Source organism: Marinomonas sp. UCMA 3892 (assembly GCF_012726345.1).
GTDB lineage: Bacteria > Pseudomonadota > Gammaproteobacteria > Pseudomonadales > Marinomonadaceae > Marinomonas.
In genome coordinates this window covers 146,055-162,088 of sequence record NZ_PTXN01000001.1, presented here as the reverse complement: position 1 = coordinate 162,088, position 16,034 = coordinate 146,055, and the positions used below count along the sequence as shown (strand labels likewise).

Genomic DNA, 16,034 nt, shown 5'->3' with positions numbered 1-16,034 from the left:
TAATCTAAGGCTGAAGCGATGCTCTATTTTTACCACGCTTCACATTACTGTAATAGACAATTTGCGGCGGTACTGCGTTTAACTGCTTGGCTTGTTTATATCTCGATAAAAAAGATCGATACACGCCGTATTTAAAATACACAATATCTGCGTCCATCGTCGGGCCTTGGTAGTCGACTTTTTGTTCGCCGTTTACCCAAACTTGGAATACACCAGAATCGTCTTTTTCCCAGCGAGCATATACTTCGATTTTATGCCATCGACCTCGCAGATCAGACTCTTTAATCAGCTCGTAGTTTTTCTTAGTGCCGGAGATATGATCGTCTAGATGATACCCACCACGGCCATTTTGAAACATCCAGATCGGATGAGAGTTAGCTTGATGAAATTGACCAAGAGCAACCTTGGTAGGAAAAACATTGGGATAATCATCAGGAAAATACATCGACCAACCGTACCAAGCTTCACTGCCAGCCGGAGTTGTTTTCTTTTGCTCGGATAACTCACTGCGTTCGCGATCTTGCTTGCAATCGTTCCAGCCTTTATTCCAGTAGCAGTCTCCTGGACGCACCTCGAATTTCTCGATTAGTTTGGTTGGCGCGCCCTCGGTAATGTCCTGAATAACTTGATAACCATAGCTCGTATTATTTAACGAACGCATAAAAGGGCCGAAATCCCCATGACTCATATCTTGCTCAACTGACTGTGCCTGAACGGGGATAACCAAAAAATACAGCCATAAGGCCATTGAAAAACGAGACATGGGAAGCAAACCTTATTAATTACTCACCTCATCATTCTAAAGTTTGCGAGGGTTGTTCGCCAAATAGTTGTCGACGAATTAAGATCAAGATGAAGAATACGGGGATTTTTCATCTTGATCCTACCTACCATTAAATTACGATGAATGTAAAAACACCCTCTATCATTATTTGCCGCCAGAGACAGCAAAACCACTAAAGCCACCCATTGGTAGGCCGGCCATTAAAGTTGCCGTGCCTGTCGTCAGGTCTATAGAGTAAAGGCCGGCTTTTGATGCACCTTCGAGCTGCAATATGGCGTAAGCATCGTCAGAACCTTCTTCGGCAGAAATAATATCGAAGCCACCCATTGAAGATACGTCAACGGCTTTGCCATTGATGGTGATCTTAGCGACGGTTTTTAATTCGCCTGTATTATTCGCAAGGCTGACCAATGAATCTGTTTTACTGTCTAACGCAAACTGGAAAGTGCTCGACGCTTTAGCTCCGGCAATGGCGTTAGTGTAAGCGTTGGCAAAAATTTCAGGTGTCATACCTTCGTTGCTGTCGCCTTTTACATAAAAGGTGGAGGTGAATTTTAATACTGAATTAGCACGCTTATCTTGGTCACCAAAACCGACAGGGAAATACACCAAGTTTGTACCGTCAGAACCTACCATGCGAACCGCATCGATGGCGTTATTAAAATCCATCGCGGTGGCTGATGCATCCTTGGAAATCATGGCGCCATTTGTGAAGGTAGCACCCAGATCAGTTAGCTTACCAGTCTTAGTATTCACAGCATAAACCGCGCCGTTGGAATACCCCAACAGCTCGCCAGTGACGGGGCGATAAGCCACGGCATCCAGCTTATTGCTTAGCGTAAAAGTATCCATTTTAGCGGGAGACGCGATAGACCCCATTGTGACCAAAGTCGTTCCATTATTAGCAAGTGCGTACCCAGAGATAGGGCTATCTTGGTCCGATGTTCCGTAAAAGCCAGTTGAACAAGCAGAAACAGCGAAAGCAGTCGTGGCAGCAATAATCGTCTTTTTCATCATAATCATCCTATATGAGTTTTATTAGTAAACCTGGTGTCACCCAATTTGGTGGCTCATACAGAGATACTCATATTTTAAAAAAAGGTTTCATATAAACGATATTTTTTAAAAATAATTTTCTGGGCGATGAAAAGTCAGGCATTTATGGAGACTAGAAACGTCACGCGTTACCAGCCACTCTTGATAAGTTTGTGTGGGTGCCTCGCTAGTCAATAAGTTGATTCCGTGTTACGCCGCATTCAGCGGCTTGTCCGGTACAACACTGTCAGAGCTTGATCGCTGTTGAGAAATCGCGATCGGCACCCGGTTTAGATTGACACAAAGGGCTCTCGTCTCTGTGATTATTCGACAGCGTCACCCCTTAGACTTAACAACTCCAGAGTTTTTAGTTGCTACCTGTGTAGCGTTCTGGTGAGGCGGTGCAACGGCCGGCGAAAACCACTGAACAGTCACCATCCCGACCAACACCAGTGTGACACCAACCATCCGTCCAATACTGATTTCCCTCTCGGGCAGATTCATCCAGCCGTGGTAGTCTAGCAACAGTGAAGTGATCAGTTGCCCTGCAATGACACATACAATGAAGCTGGTCGCTCCAACGCGTGGCACAAGGATCAACGCAGACGAAATATAAATAGCTCCTGCCACACCCCCCAGCCAGGCCCAAGCTGGTAGATGCTTAATGACACCCAAGGCGGGAAGAGGTGCCTGCATGGCAAGCACGATGGGGATGACGACAAGTATGCTTACTATCAGAGAGACCAAAGTCGCCCAAAGAGGGTGGCCTAGCGCTCGGCCCAATTCAGCATTGCTGCCGGCTTGAAAAGGCACTAAGGCACCCGCGATAACCGCCACAGCCGCAAGCATCACTAAAGTGAAAGATGAATTCATAACAAGACTCCCGAGACATTGTAAAAGGTCTTTCATCATGTACAATTCATATCATGAATTGAAATTCTATTTTTTATTTATCTATATTCTTGCCATGAATAATTTAAGACGCATCGATCTCAACCTACTGGTCACTCTGCACGCACTATTGGTGGAAAAGCATGTATCTCGTGCGGCACAGCGCTTACATAAAAGCCAGCCGGCCATCAGCCATGCACTCGCCAATCTGCGAGCTATCTTTAACGACCCATTGTTGGTGCGACGAACAGGCAAGCTGGAGCTCACCTCACGCGCCAATGAATTATTACCAGCATTAACAGAAGCGCTGCATCAGCTCGGCGCGCTGATTGAACAGCCCACATTTGAATCTACCCAGGCAAAACGAGTATTTAGGCTTGCCATGTCGGACTATGGATCTCGTGTAGTACTCCCAGGCCTGATTCAGATACTCAGATCACGCGCCCCAGGGATTGATCTACAAGTGATTCAAGGTAGCCGCACCTTGATGCTGACGGGTGTCTATGATGGAGAGATCGACATGGCTTTTGGCGTTTTTAATTCGCCTTTGTCTGATGAGCTACATACCCATACACTATTTATCGAGCACTTCATTTGTGCTGCTGATAAAAATACGCTACCCAAAACAGGCAGTCTTGAGAAAACTCAGTGGCTCTCGCGACCGCATATCTTGGTCGCCATGCAAACCAACGAAAGCAATGAGATAGAGAATGCATTGCATCGAGAAGGCGTCAGCCGTCGGATCGCCATGACCCTGCCCCACTGGGGAGTAGCCAGCCGCATGGTGGCAAACACGGATTTAATCTTAACGGCTGCTCGGCGCAGCTTCGATCTGTTTCTAGAAGACTCACCGCTGCAGCTTTTTACGCCACCGTACCCCATTGATCCTTTTAAGTTCAGCATGGTCTGGCACTCACGACGGGAGAGTGATGCCGGGCACAATTGGCTGAGACACACAATTATTGAGATGCTTCGAGAAGATGGGAATAAGCAACCGGATGATTGAGCAATTAAGACTCCGCGACGAATAATGGCACCGATCACTAAACAAAAAAACGTTGTCTACTCATTATTAATGTGTAGACAACGCAAAAAAGAAAGAAACTGACGCTAAACGTCTAGCCTTTTTTATCTAATGCTTTCATCGCCTGCGTAAACCCCATCCAAGACAATGGAATGCCAATTTCTTGCCCATTCGCACTGATAAATTGCAGCTGACCAGTCATTCCTGCACTCATCTGTGCACGCATTTTGCTATCTAATTTTGTCACCGCAACACAACCACTAGGAAGACAACGTGTCAGAGTAAGATCAAATCCGTCGGTTTTCTTTTCTTTAAGTATTAGTAAAGTATTAGGGTCAGATGAAAAATCATTTCTTTTGTCATCTGTCTACATGACTATCAACCACTCAACCCCGTGAGTGTTTTTGAGGGCTGTTCACCAAAGAGTTGTTTGTAGTCTTTAGCAAATTGGCTGAGGTGCCAAAATCCCCATTGGGCGGCGATGTCGCTGACGGCTTGACCATCTTTGGCTTGGACGAGGGAACGGCGAACGCCGTTTAGTCGGCTGATGCGTAGGTATTGAATCGGGCTGACGCCGAGGATGCTTTCAAAACTGTACTGTAAAGTGCGACGGCTGACGTTGGTTATTTCACACAATTGCGTCACGGTAAAGGGTTCATCAAGATGATAATCCAAAAACTGACGGGCACAATCGACCACTTTTTTACGGTGATAATAGCTTTGTGTTTTGGCTGGCTGTGGGGTTTCTACTTTGAGCACTTCAAGCAATGCCATCATAACGATGTCTTGCTGCAAGCGTGGCGGTGTTGTGTTGTTTTGCAAAGACAACAAACGTGCCAGCACAAAGCGCGCTTCCTCTAAGGTTTTATCGGGTACGCCAAGACGGCCACATTCGGTGAGTTCTTTCCAATTTAGATCCACCCCGTGAATCGCCGCCATTTTGATCACCTTTGATCGATCCACCACTAATCCATATAAATCATAATCCTGCGGTGTGGATAGCTGAAAATCACAATCACCTGGACGGCACATAATATTATTGGGATTGATGGTTAAGCCGTTGATGCGACTCTCTTCTTGATCAACAAGAGGAATCCCCAGCCAAACAGAGTCCGGCCAAACGACGCATTTTTGCTGCAAGGCTTGGCTGGTGTGTTCACAAAACACCTGCAAACCATCAAAAGGCAACTCGACAATACGGCCGTAAAAACTTCCACGGCTGATTTGGTCGTACTCTTGCTGCCAGTTGGTCAAATTACTCGCATGCAAATCGGCATCGTGAGCTTCCGACAATCTAACTTTCGATATGTGAGGGGGAAAGCCCTCTTTTGGTGCGCTTTTGAGGTTTAACGACATATCTTCATCCCGCTATATATCGATTTTTATTAAATGTTTATTTAATAAAAATCTAACTAATTGAAATATATAGACATTAATATTTTTGCCATTATTCGATAACGTCGGTTTATGGATTTCCGTAATGTTAACTAACGTTATATATGTTCAAACTATGCAAGATTTACACCCTTTTCTTGTTTGCTTTTTTGAACCAACACCATGTCAGTAAAGCGCGTGAGATAATTATGAGCAAGCCAAATTCGACTTTTCAGTTTAAGAACACAGTAGGCGAACGCACCTTCGGCTTTGTCGATCTTGCCGATTTAATGGCGAAAGCAACACCCGCACGTTCGGGGGATCGCTTAGCCGGTGTTGCGGCCCAAAGCGCCGAAGAACGCGCCATCGCGCAGATGACGCTTGCCGATGTACCACTGTGCCTTTTTCTTGAGCAAGCCCTCGTTCCCTATGAAGAAGATGAAATTACCCGACTAATATTAGACGATCATGACAAAAGCGCTTTTTCTTTGATTTCACACCTTACCGTAGGTGGCTTTCGTGATTGGTTGTTAAGCGACCTTGCCTCCAGCGAGGTGCTTATTCAGATTCGTCCCGGTGTCACACCGGAAATGGCGGCAGCGGTCAGTAAGATTATGCGTAATCAGGATTTGATCTTAGTTGCGAAAAAGTGCCATGTAAAAACCGCGTTTCGTAACACTATTGGCTTACCAGGACATTTATCGACGCGATTACAACCTAACCATCCAACGGACGATTTAACTGGCATCGCCGCCAGCATGTTGGACGGTTTGCTCTACGCCAATGGCGACGCTGTGATTGGTATTAACCCTGCCACGGACAACGTGCAGCAAGCCACACGCTTGATCAAGATGATGGACGAAGTCATCCAGCATTATGAAATCCCGACTCAATCCTGTGTGCTCACTCACGTGACCAACACCATCGAATGCATTGAACAAGGCGCGCCAGTGGATTTGGTCTTTCAATCCATAGGCGGCACCCAAGCAACCAACGACAGCTTTGGTTTTAACCTCGCCACACTGGCCGAAGCCCAAGCAGCAGCCTTGTCGCTGAATCGTGGCACGGTTGGTAATAACGTCATGTACTTTGAGACAGGCCAAGGCAGCGCTTTATCCGCCAATGCTAATCATGGTTTAGATCAGCAAACTTGCGAAGCACGGGCCTATGCGGTGGCACGTAAGTTTAATCCATTGCTGGTTAACACCGTGGTTGGGTTTATCGGTCCAGAATATTTATACGATGGCAAAGAAATCACCCGCGCGGGTTTGGAAGATCACTTCTGCGGCAAGTTACTTGGCTTACCTATGGGTTGCGACGTGTGTTACACCAACCACGCGGAAGCCGATCAAAATGACATGGATAACTTACTGACACTTTTAGGTGTCGCGGGTTGTACTTTTGTTATGGGCATCCCCGGTTCCGACGACATCATGCTGAACTACCAGACCACCTCGTTTCATGACGCCTTGTACGCTCGCCGAGTGTTGGGGTTAAAACCTGCGCCGGAGTTTGACCTTTGGTTAGCTAAAATGGAAATCTTCAAAAATAACGAGCAATTTACCCTCAACCACCAGCTACCAGATGCATTTCATAAATCACTGCATAAGATGATTGGAGGCAAGTCATGAGCCAAGACACCACTCATTCAGACAAGTCTTTCCCAACACACCCTCATGCAGAGCCAGTAACAGAGAACGCATGGAGCAAGCTCAATGCCTTTACCGACGCGCGCGTTGGTTTGGGACGTTCTGGTGTCAGTGTACCAACCAAACATTTATTGGCCTTTCAGCTTGCCCATGCTCAGGCTATTGATGCGGTACACACGCAACTCGACACCGATGCTTTGTCGAAGGCTATGATAGAACAAGACTGGGCGAAAGATTGGACAAAGCACTGTGCCCCCCTACTGTTGCACAGTCGCGCGACGGACCGCGCAACCTATTTGCAGCGTCCAGATTACGGTCGCAGATTGGATGACGAATCTGCCAATAAACTAGACGAGCACAGAGTTTCTACTTCGCAAGACTATGACCTTGCCATTGTCGTGGTGGATGGTTTGTCCTCTCTGGCGGTTGAACAAAATACCTTACCGTTTTTACAAGCACTTTCTAGCCATATAAACGGCTGGAACCTCGCGCCTGTTTGTTTTGTAAAGCAAGGCCGCGTGGCAATTGGTGATGATGTTTGTGAGCGCCTAAATGCCAAATGCGTCTTGGTATTGATCGGTGAGCGCCCTGGGTTGAGCTCGCCCGATAGCTTAGGTTTGTACCTGACTTGGGGCGGCAAAGTCGGCCTAACAGATGCCTACCGTAACTGCATTTCCAACGTTCGCCCAGCGGGCTTGGTTTACCAAGAAGCCGCACGTAAAGCCTTTTATCTATTAAAAGAAGCACGAACCCTGAAGCTGTCTGGCGTAAAGCTCAAAGACAGATCAGACGATGACTTAATCGTAGACACTTCAAAGGAGTCAAAAAACTTCCTCATCTCCTAATACGAAAAAAGATAAGAAAAAACAAAACGCACGAAGACGTTCAAGAAAAAACACAAGAAAACTATAAGCCCACTGGGCAAAAAATGACGGTTTAAAACTCAACGTATAGAGCACAACTGGAACAAAAGGAAACTAAAATGTCTGATCAAATCAATAAAGAATATCTGGCGAAACGCCAGCTAAAAAGAGGCTCCGCTGGCTGGATTCTGCTCGCGGGTTTGGGCGTATCTTACGTTATCTCTGGCGACTTCGCAGGCTGGAACTTTGGTATCGCTGAAGCTGGCTGGGGCGGTTTTGCCATTGCCGCAGGTTTAATGGCAATCATGTACCTGACGCTGGTTTTATCTTTAGCGGAAATGTCGGCGGCTATTCCTGCTGCAGGCGGTGGTTATAGTTTTGCTCGTCAAGCGATGGGACCTACTGGTGGTTTTTTAACTGGGCTAGCGGTGTTAATTGAATACGCATTGGCGCCTGCGGCCATTGTGATTTTCATCGGCTCTGCTGTAGAAGCGCTATTAGGCTTTAACGGGCCTTGGGTTTATGCCGCCTTTTATATTGTCTTTATCGGCATTCACTTAGCGGGAGCGGGTGAAGCGCTTAAGGTCATGATGGTTATCAGTGGCTTGGCCGTGATTGCTATTTTGGCAACGGCTGTTGCTTTGATTGGGGACTTCGATACTAGTCGTTTATTTGATGTGGCTGTAACCGATGCCGCTGGCGCGTCTGAATTTATGCCAATGGGTTGGTATGGCGTTTGGGCAGCTCTACCATTTGGTATGTGGTTGTTCTTAGCCGTTGAAGGTGTGCCTTTAGCGGCAGAAGAAGCGAAAGATCCAGCGAAAGATGTGCCTAAAGGCATTATCGGCGCAATGATTTTCTTACTTTTCACGGCGGTGTTGGTTGTATTCTTATTGGCCGGTGCGGCTGGTGCAGACGCTATGGGTAAGAGTGCCGTTCCTTTGGTCGATGCCTTAAACTTCGCAGGTCACGGATCTTTAGCAACCACAGTAAACGTATTGGGTCTTGCTGGCTTAATTGCATCCTTCTTCTCAATTATCTACGGTTACAGCCGTCTGGTATTTGCCTTGTCCCGCGCTGGTTACCTGCCACAAAGCTTGTCTGTTACTGATAAACGCAAAGTACCTTCTAGAGCTCTGATTGTACCTGGTATTTTGGGCTTCCTTGCTTCTTTGACTGGTGAAGGCGATCTGATGTTGGCAATGGCGGTAGTTGGCGCGACTGTGTCTTATGCTTTGATGGCACTTAGCCACATATTGCTTCGCATCAAGCAACCAGACTTACATCGTCCATATAAAACACCAGGCGGTATCTTCACTTCGTCTGTGGCTTTGGCTTTGTCTTTATTGGCGCTAACTGGTGTCTATGCATACGATCCACGCGCGTTTAACTACACACTTGTCTTGTTCGTAATTGGTGCGGCTTATTACTTCTTGTACAGCAAAAATCGCCTTGTGGCGAAAACGCCAGAAGAAGAATTTGACATGCTGGCTGCGGCTGAAGCGGATCTCGCTACTTCACCTTAACTCCTCTGAATAAATTGCTAACAAACCGAAGCCCTGCATTGAAAAATGCGGGGCTTTTTACTTAGCCCCCCTCTAGAAAGAAGCAACCCAAACGCATTCTGCTTTCTCATCCTGAGCTTTGTAAGGAAGCAAAAATTGTAAAAAAAAACATAAAAAATATCACATGGTGATAATTTTTATTGAATCATTCCTCATTTCTATCTATTTTCTTACGTAAAGCACTGCGTTTCTTATAATAATCAGCGAAGAACAAAAGGACCCCCCATGAAAATATTGCTCAAAAGAAATACTTTAAACATGTGTGTTTGTGCGGCATTAGCTGGCGTCACTAGCGCCGCTCAAGCTTACTCAATTACTGACAATGAAGATTCACACGTAACCTTCACTGGTGAAGCAGCCATTGGCGCCTTTAAAAGTCAGGAAACTTATGGCAACAGCAAGAGCTCACCTTCTTGGCAAGAAGGCTATATAAAATACGGCCTAACAGGTGATAAAACGCTCAATGATGGCGAACTGTTTGGATCAGTAAGTGCGCTTTCTAGTGGTACATGGGGTGATGGCGATGCAGGTGGTGCCACCACTGGGGATGAAAGAAAAACCAAACTTGAAGAGCTATTCATAGGCTATCGAACTGGTCAGTTTGAATTATCCGTTGGTCGCCAATCATTCCGTGTCGGAGATGGCTTTATTATCAATGGCGATGCTTTAAACCTTGGTAGCGGCTTAGACTCTGTTCCAGGTGCCGCTGGAATAACCCTCAATCGCGGCGGCGGACTTTGGTTCGCTCCACGTAAAGCATTTAGTAATACTGCGATTCTTCGAGTAGGTGGAGATGAGGGATGGCGCTCTGATGTTTATTGGTTGCAATCTGATAATGCAGGACAAGCCAGTACAGAAATGGCAGGAATCAATATTGAGAACAACAACCAATACGGTGTTGTTGGTTTTTTATATAACCAAGGTCTAAGCGTCGATGCGAAAGAAGCCAACTTCTTTGGCTTAGAGAAGCGTGATGGTCAAAAAACCATGAGTGTGCGCTTCCAAGGTAATGCAGGAGTCGAGAACTTATTCCTATCCTCTGAGTATGTGAAACAAACACAAGGTGACAACTCTAAAGATGCCAACGCATGGTATGCCGAAGCAGGTTGGACATTTGCTGACACAACATGGTCTCCAAGTGTGAATTATCGCTTTACTCGATATGACGAGGGCTATGATCCATTGTTCTATGGCTTCAGCCGTGGTTATGGAACCTGGTTCCAAGGTGAGGTCGCTGCAAACTACGCCGGGACATCTGGAAGCACTATTGCCTCAGACATTCAGTCTATTAGCATCAAAGCAACCCCCACTGAGATGCTAAGCGTAGGTGCTGCTTATTTTGATATTTCAAAAAATAAAACAGCTGAAGGCAAGAAAAATGATGCTCAAGAGTTAGATATTTGGGCGGAATGGGTAGTCAACGAACATCTTATTGTGTCTCCATTGGTAGGTTTTTACACACCTAAATACGATAGTAAGCAAGGAAATACCAATACAAACACGTATATGCAAATTATCGCGATTATGCCTTTCTAACGCATTAACATAGCGAGTTCGACAACGACGGCCTGTTCCCCTTTTCAGGTCGTCGTTTTATTATATGTTTGGTTCGATCTCAGCTAAAAATAGACTCATCTAGCCTTTTTTCTTAGTTTAACTTTCCGTCCAATAACTTTGACTACATTACTATCTTGATATCGAAAAACACGCTGCTACATCTTAAATACAGGCTTTCACCTCAACACTAGATCATCCCCAAAAAAACACCGACAAATTGGTCTTTAAGATAAGACGTTGTCAAAATCCAAAAACTCTCATTTACCCCATTAAAACATGTGTACAATACCTAAAATCCGTATGACTGATACACCAACACTTAATATGGAATAACTTTTAAATAAGAGGTTAAAGTGACCAGTCTCAATAAAATGCTTAATGTCCTGAACATTTTTGGACCAGACTCTCTAGTGATCAACGTAGATGATATTGCTAAAAAGCTGTCGCTTTCCCGAGCAACGGCTTACCGTTATGTAAGAGAATTGTGTGACGCAGGCTTACTAACTCGTTTTGACAAGAATTACACATTAGGCCCTAAAATCATTGAGCTTGACTGGATGATGAGGCAATACAATCCAATCATTTCACAGGGTCATGAAATCATGGCTCAACTCTCTAAAAGCACGGAGCTTACCGTGTATATGAGCATGTTTTGCGATGGTCATATTATCAATACACATATCGAATCTGACAATAAAGAGTATACTTTAGCCTTTGGTCGTGGCCGCGCTCTTCCCATCTTTAAAGGAGCACAATCTAAAGTCTTAGTAGCAAATCAAAAAGCATTTCGCCTTAAAAAAATCTATGATGAGCACATTGCTCAAAATGAAGACTATGACATGACATGGGATCAATTTAACACCGAAACAAAAAGAATTCGTAGAAACGGCTTTTGCGTAACCCACAATGAACTCAACAACCTTAGCTTAACCGGTATCGCTGCACCGATATTCAACCTAGAAAACAACGAAATTATTGGCAGTGTTGCCTTCCTTGGCACGGCCAGTGAGTTTGAGCCCACCAGTCTTGTCGTACTCGTAGAACACTTAAAACAAGCCGCCTCAGCTATTGAAAGATGCGCTAATTAAAAAAACCAAAAGTCCCGCTTTTCTCGAAGCGAGGCTTTTGGTTTTCTAGATGTTATCCGTAAACTGATTACGGCTTAGCAAGACTCATACTTTGCAAAGCAAGACGCTCTGGCTCCATCATGTAACGATAAGACAATGCCGCCACGATACCACCAATAAAGATGGCGTAGTTTGCCAAGGCACTGAAGACGAAGGTCGCTAGAATAGATACTGCACCCGCAATCAGCAAGGCATATACACTTTTCTTATTCACTCCGTTTTCATACCAATAACAGCCTTTTGGCGATTCTGTATACAAAGCAGGAATATCAATATGGCCTTTTTTGATAAAGAAATAATCGACAATAATAATCCCGTACAAAGGCCCAATCATCGCGCCCAAAACGTCCACTGTGTAGTGAATTACTTCTGGATTATTGAATAAATTCCAAGGCGTTAGCAAAACAGAACCAAACGCAGCAATAAAACCACCCGCTTTAAAGCTGATTTTCTGTGGTGATACGTTGGAGAAATCAAACGCTGGCGCCACAAAGTTCGCGACGATATTAATCCCCACGGTAGCAAAAATAAAAGTTAACGCACCAAGTACCGTAATAAATCCAGAATCGAGACGTTTCACCGTTTCCACAGGGTCGGTAATCATCTCACCAAATACGGGGATAGAAGCCGACACAATCACCACACTAAACAAAGAAAACAAGACAAAATTAAGTGGCAAGCCCAATAGGTTACCCAGTTTTAATTTTTTATAACTGCCGCAATAACGTGAAAAATCACTAAAGTTCAGCGTTGGGCCAGCGAAATAACCCGCTACTAGCGCGATTGCAATAAACATCTGCACAATCACATCCATGCCTGTCAGGTTATTTGAGCTCAAATTAAAGCTGATATTTTCCCAACCCGCTCGATCCACCATATAAATACACAATGCAAACATAGCGACATAGATAGCAGGGCCTGACCAATCGATTACCTTACGAATCATGTCCATGCCAAACATGAAGACGATTCCCTGTACAACCCACATTGCCGTGAAACCAATCCAGCCAAGATATGAAAGACCGATGAAAGATTGATCTGCAAGAGATGCCATACCAGGAAAAAAATACAACAACAGAATAATGAAGGAGCTAGACGCCAGAAAGGTTTGAATACCGTACCAAACGACCGCGATCAAGCCACGAATGATGGCTGGAATATTGGCACCGAACACACCAAAAGACATTCGTGCCACCACAGGAAACGGCACGCCTGCTTTTTGTCCCGGTTTACCCATCAAGTTGGCAAACACCAACACAATAGAAATGCCCAATAACAAGCTAATAAACACTTGAATACCATTTAGACCCAGTGCAAACAAGCTGGCAGCAAACACATATCCACCCACACTATGAACGTCTGACATCCAAAAAGCGAAGATGCTATACCAACCCCATTTCTGATCTTTCTCTGGCAGCAGATCCCTATTCGCTAATTTAGGACTTTGCTCAAATTCTTGTTTCATGATTGCGTTCCTTTTTAATTGTATACAATGATAAATACAATTTTTGTGCCAAAAAACAGAACCTAAAGAACTTAAGTAAAAATAGGAGTATGACCCCAAAAAACCAATATTTACTGCACCATTGCAAGTCAAAAAAACGAAAACCACACCAATATTGTGCACAATTAATTCATTTTTTGTTTAAGATGTACGAAACAAACTAGCATGCTATATTGTCTTAAGAACTATATTTAATAAGACATCGTATACAATCCATAGAGAAGCACTCATGTCGAATGACGAGAACATTTACCGACAAATGCTAAACGCCATTGTCGAACATCAATTACCGCCAGGGGCGCGTTTACCAGAAGATCGTTTATCAGAAGCGTTTGGTGTAAGCCGAACAGGCATACGCAAAGTATTACAGCGGCTCGCCTTAGAACACTTTGTGATCATTGAAAAAAACAAAGGCGCGCAAGTAAACCGACCTAATGAAGCCGAAGCTTCGGAAGTGCTAGACAGCCGCATATTGATTGAGCCGCAACTCATTCCAGCCTTACTTGATCATTGGAATACAGAACATTCTGAACGTTTTCGAATCATGGTCACTGAAGAAAAACGCGCAGAAGAGGCCAACCAACTGGCAGACTCTATACAACTAACAGCTCGCTTCCATTACGAATTAGCAAAGCTTTCTGGTAATCAGGTGCTGGCTAGCTTTGTTGAACAGCTGTGCTATCGGTCTTCCTTGATTCTAGCCGCTTACGGTACTCGCGGCAGCGTGGGTTGCGAATGTGGTGATCATTCACAGCTACTCGATATTCTTGACCAGGGTAGAAAAGATGAAGCTAAAACTTGGATGAGTCACCACTTAAAACATATTAAATCGTCACTTATTCTCGAAAGCAAACCCGAAGAAAATATCGATTTTCAACGACTTTTTGGCCGCTAGGAGCACCATGCGAATTCAGCTCATTAACCCAAACACCAGCGCGGACATGACTAATGCCATGGCACTGAGCGCACAATCTGTTGCGCTAGACAGCACGCAAATTATCGCCTGCACACCAGAACACGGACCGAAAAGCATAGAGTGCGCTTTTGATGAAGTCATTGCCAGTGCAGCCCTTCTCGACCTAATAGAACAAGGCAAGCAACAAGGTGTTGATGCTCATATTATCGCCTGCTTTGGCGATCCGGCTTTAGACGCCGCCCGTGAATTAGCGGATGCACCTGTGATAGGCATTGCCGAGGCGGGATTTCAAATGGCAAGTTTAATTGCCCACCGCTTTGGCGTCGTCACCACGTTATCCAGAACCTTACCAGCAAGTGAACACTTACTTCAAAAATACGGTCATCAACATAAATGCAGCGGTGTAAGAGCCACCGACATTCCCGTTTTAGCCTTAGAAAATATCGATCCCGCAGCATATCAGTTACTTAAAACAGAATGCCTAGCCGCGATAGAGGAAGACGGCGCGGAAGCCATCGTCTTGGGCTGTGCTGGCATGTCGAGTTTGGTGGAAAAGCTATCTGCCGAATTACCTGTTCCTATTATTGATGGCGTTGTCGCCGCGGTAAAACTGGCAGAATCATTGCATCAGTTAGGGCTACAAACCTCTAAAAAAGGTCAATACGGACAGCGTGTTAGCAAAGCTTTTACTGGGCGCTATGCCCACTGGAGTTTATAACTGCTCCCAAACTACATAAAAAAATAATGGAACACAGACTATGAAACACTACTTAGAACGCGATTACGCGGGTTATGGTCGCCAAGGGCTGCCAAACGTAAAATGGCCAAACAATGCCAGAATTGCAGTCCAGTTTGTTTTAAACTTCGAAGAAGGTGGTGAAAATTGCGTTCTTCATGGCGATGAACACGCCGAGACATTTCTATCGGAAATCTTCGGCGCGCAGCCCTTCAAAGACCGCCACATGAGCATGGAGTCTCTATACGAATATGGCTCTCGCACTGGTGTGTGGCGTATTTTAAATGAGTTTGAGCGACGCGGTTTGCCACTCACTGTTTTTGCCATTGCGACTGCATTACAACGTAATCCAGAAGTGGCCAAAGCTTTTGTGGAAGGCAAACACGAAATTGTTTGCCATGGTTTAAAATGGATTCATTATCAAGAAATGCCAATCGAGCAAGAACGCGAGCACATGCAACAAGCGCTTGCTTTAATCGAAGAAGTCACTGGTGTTAAACCTGTTGGCTGGTATACAGGGCGAGATTCGCCAAATACTCGCGCCTTGGTCGCAGAACAAACCCAGCTCAAATACGACTCAGATAATTACGGTGATGACCTCCCTTATTGGGTAAAAGTCGATACACCTGATGGTGATAGCAAACCGCATTTGATCGTGCCTTATACACTCGATTGCAATGACATGAAGTTTTCTTCTCCATACGGTTTCAATCACGGTGAAGAGTTTTTCCAGTATCTAAAAGACAACTTTGACTGTTTATATGAGGAAGGGGCGACTGCACCGAAGATGATGTCCATCGGCATGCATTGCCGAACCCTTGGCAAGCCAAGCCGCTTTATGGCCCTGAAGAAATTCTTAGACTACGTACAATCCCACGACAACGTCTGGATTGCTCGCCGTGAGGATATCGCCGATCATTGGATTAAAAATCATCCGCCAAAATGATCTGGCGTTGGACTAACTCAAAAATAGAAGCGCCAGTCAGTCTTATCTTGGCGCTTTTCTTTC

The 16,034-nt window shown here is 45.1% G+C and carries 15 protein-coding genes; 9 read left to right on the top strand and 6 right to left on the bottom strand.

What is annotated here, in order from left to right:
* Window positions 1-4 precede the first annotated feature (4 nt).
* The 3 genes from B6N13_RS00830 to B6N13_RS00820 form a co-directional block, all read right to left on the bottom strand.
* Entirely contained in the window at window positions 5-763 is a 759-nt protein-coding gene (locus B6N13_RS00830; protein ID WP_169458170.1) for a polysaccharide lyase, read from the bottom strand.
* Between the two features lie 165 nt (window positions 764-928).
* Window positions 929-1,798, bottom strand: coding sequence for a DUF4394 domain-containing protein (locus tag B6N13_RS00825; RefSeq protein WP_248280182.1), 870 nt, complete (start codon window positions 1,796-1,798; stop codon window positions 929-931).
* A gap of 357 nt (window positions 1,799-2,155) precedes the next feature.
* On the bottom strand, window positions 2,156-2,692 hold the full coding sequence (locus tag B6N13_RS00820) for a DMT family transporter (RefSeq protein ID WP_169458168.1): 537 nt from the start codon (window positions 2,690-2,692) through the stop codon (window positions 2,156-2,158).
* Between the two features lie 37 nt (window positions 2,693-2,729).
* On the opposite strand from B6N13_RS00820, the gene B6N13_RS00815 reads away from it, so the two are divergent.
* A complete protein-coding gene (locus B6N13_RS00815; protein ID WP_211172725.1) occupies window positions 2,730-3,716 on the top strand; it encodes a LysR family transcriptional regulator in 987 nt (328 codons plus the stop codon).
* A 112-nt stretch (window positions 3,717-3,828) separates the two neighbouring features.
* Here the strand turns inward: B6N13_RS00815 and B6N13_RS00810 are convergent, their stop codons facing one another.
* Both B6N13_RS00810 and B6N13_RS00805 read right to left on the bottom strand, forming a co-directional pair.
* Window positions 3,829-4,053 (bottom strand): invasion associated locus B family protein, encoded by a 225-nt coding sequence (locus tag B6N13_RS00810; protein ID WP_169458434.1) that lies wholly within the window; start codon window positions 4,051-4,053, stop codon window positions 3,829-3,831.
* A 59-nt stretch (window positions 4,054-4,112) separates the two neighbouring features.
* Window positions 4,113-5,090: a helix-turn-helix domain-containing protein gene (locus B6N13_RS00805; RefSeq protein ID WP_169458167.1), complete on the bottom strand. Its 978-nt coding sequence runs from the start codon at window positions 5,088-5,090 to the stop codon at window positions 4,113-4,115.
* A 227-nt stretch (window positions 5,091-5,317) separates the two neighbouring features.
* On the opposite strand from B6N13_RS00805, the gene B6N13_RS00800 reads away from it, so the two are divergent.
* The 5 genes from B6N13_RS00800 to B6N13_RS00780 all read left to right on the top strand — a co-directional run bounded on the left by B6N13_RS00800 (window position 5,318) and on the right by B6N13_RS00780 (window position 11,830).
* Window positions 5,318-6,739 (top strand): ethanolamine ammonia-lyase subunit EutB, encoded by a 1,422-nt coding sequence (locus tag B6N13_RS00800; protein ID WP_169458166.1) that lies wholly within the window; start codon window positions 5,318-5,320, stop codon window positions 6,737-6,739.
* On the top strand, window positions 6,736-7,602 hold the full coding sequence (gene eutC / locus B6N13_RS00795; protein ID WP_169458165.1) for an ethanolamine ammonia-lyase subunit EutC: 867 nt from the start codon (window positions 6,736-6,738) through the stop codon (window positions 7,600-7,602). The genes B6N13_RS00800 and eutC overlap by 4 nt, the downstream gene beginning before the upstream one ends.
* Window positions 7,603-7,739: 137 nt before the next feature.
* On the top strand, window positions 7,740-9,146 hold the full coding sequence (eat, locus tag B6N13_RS00790) for an ethanolamine permease (RefSeq protein WP_169458164.1): 1,407 nt from the start codon (window positions 7,740-7,742) through the stop codon (window positions 9,144-9,146).
* A gap of 264 nt (window positions 9,147-9,410) precedes the next feature.
* Complete coding sequence (locus B6N13_RS00785; protein WP_211172724.1) at window positions 9,411-10,721, top strand: alginate export family protein; 1,311 nt, start codon at window positions 9,411-9,413, stop codon at window positions 10,719-10,721.
* A gap of 374 nt (window positions 10,722-11,095) precedes the next feature.
* Window positions 11,096-11,830 carry an IclR family transcriptional regulator gene (locus tag B6N13_RS00780; RefSeq protein ID WP_169458163.1) on the top strand — a complete coding sequence of 245 codons (735 nt, stop codon included), beginning with the start codon at window positions 11,096-11,098 and terminating at the stop codon, window positions 11,828-11,830.
* 67 nt (window positions 11,831-11,897) lie between these two features.
* Here the strand turns inward: B6N13_RS00780 and B6N13_RS00775 are convergent, their stop codons facing one another.
* On the bottom strand, window positions 11,898-13,334 hold the full coding sequence (locus B6N13_RS00775; RefSeq protein WP_169458162.1) for an NCS1 family nucleobase:cation symporter-1: 1,437 nt from the start codon (window positions 13,332-13,334) through the stop codon (window positions 11,898-11,900).
* A gap of 268 nt (window positions 13,335-13,602) precedes the next feature.
* Here B6N13_RS00775 and B6N13_RS00770 point away from each other — a divergent pair, with 268 nt between their 5' ends.
* From B6N13_RS00770 to puuE, 3 genes are read left to right on the top strand one after another with little or no spacing between them, the layout of a single operon-like run.
* Window positions 13,603-14,268 carry a GntR family transcriptional regulator gene (locus B6N13_RS00770; RefSeq protein ID WP_169458161.1) on the top strand — a complete coding sequence of 222 codons (666 nt, stop codon included), beginning with the start codon at window positions 13,603-13,605 and terminating at the stop codon, window positions 14,266-14,268.
* 7 nt (window positions 14,269-14,275) lie between these two features.
* A complete protein-coding gene (locus tag B6N13_RS00765; RefSeq protein WP_011978302.1) occupies window positions 14,276-15,007 on the top strand; it encodes an aspartate/glutamate racemase family protein in 732 nt (243 codons plus the stop codon).
* Between the two features lie 40 nt (window positions 15,008-15,047).
* The gene (gene puuE / locus B6N13_RS00760; RefSeq protein WP_169458160.1) at window positions 15,048-15,971 is read left to right on the top strand and encodes an allantoinase PuuE; all 924 of its coding nucleotides are present in this window, start codon (window positions 15,048-15,050) and stop codon (window positions 15,969-15,971) included.
* The last annotated feature ends 63 nt before the right edge of the window (window positions 15,972-16,034 follow it).

Bases quoted from the DNA above. Each gene is read 5' to 3' on its own strand.
- B6N13_RS00830 (WP_169458170.1), bottom strand. From the start codon at position 763: ATGTCTCGTTTTTCAATGGCCTTATGGCTGTATTTTTTGGTTATCCCC.
- B6N13_RS00825 (WP_248280182.1), bottom strand. From the start codon at position 1,798: ATGAAAAAGACGATTATTGCTGCCACGACTGCTTTCGCTGTTTCTGCT.
- B6N13_RS00820 (WP_169458168.1), bottom strand. From the start codon at position 2,692: ATGAATTCATCTTTCACTTTAGTGATGCTTGCGGCTGTGGCGGTTATC.
- B6N13_RS00815 (WP_211172725.1), top strand. From the start codon at position 2,730: ATGTACAATTCATATCATGAATTGAAATTCTATTTTTTATTTATCTAT.
- B6N13_RS00805 (WP_169458167.1), bottom strand. From the start codon at position 5,090: ATGTCGTTAAACCTCAAAAGCGCACCAAAAGAGGGCTTTCCCCCTCAC.
- B6N13_RS00800 (WP_169458166.1), top strand. From the start codon at position 5,318: ATGAGCAAGCCAAATTCGACTTTTCAGTTTAAGAACACAGTAGGCGAA.
- eutC (WP_169458165.1), top strand. From the start codon at position 6,736: ATGAGCCAAGACACCACTCATTCAGACAAGTCTTTCCCAACACACCCT.
- eat (WP_169458164.1), top strand. From the start codon at position 7,740: ATGTCTGATCAAATCAATAAAGAATATCTGGCGAAACGCCAGCTAAAA.
- B6N13_RS00785 (WP_211172724.1), top strand. From the start codon at position 9,411: ATGAAAATATTGCTCAAAAGAAATACTTTAAACATGTGTGTTTGTGCG.
- B6N13_RS00775 (WP_169458162.1), bottom strand. From the start codon at position 13,334: ATGAAACAAGAATTTGAGCAAAGTCCTAAATTAGCGAATAGGGATCTG.
- B6N13_RS00770 (WP_169458161.1), top strand. From the start codon at position 13,603: ATGTCGAATGACGAGAACATTTACCGACAAATGCTAAACGCCATTGTC.
- B6N13_RS00765 (WP_011978302.1), top strand. From the start codon at position 14,276: ATGCGAATTCAGCTCATTAACCCAAACACCAGCGCGGACATGACTAAT.
- puuE (WP_169458160.1), top strand. From the start codon at position 15,048: ATGAAACACTACTTAGAACGCGATTACGCGGGTTATGGTCGCCAAGGG.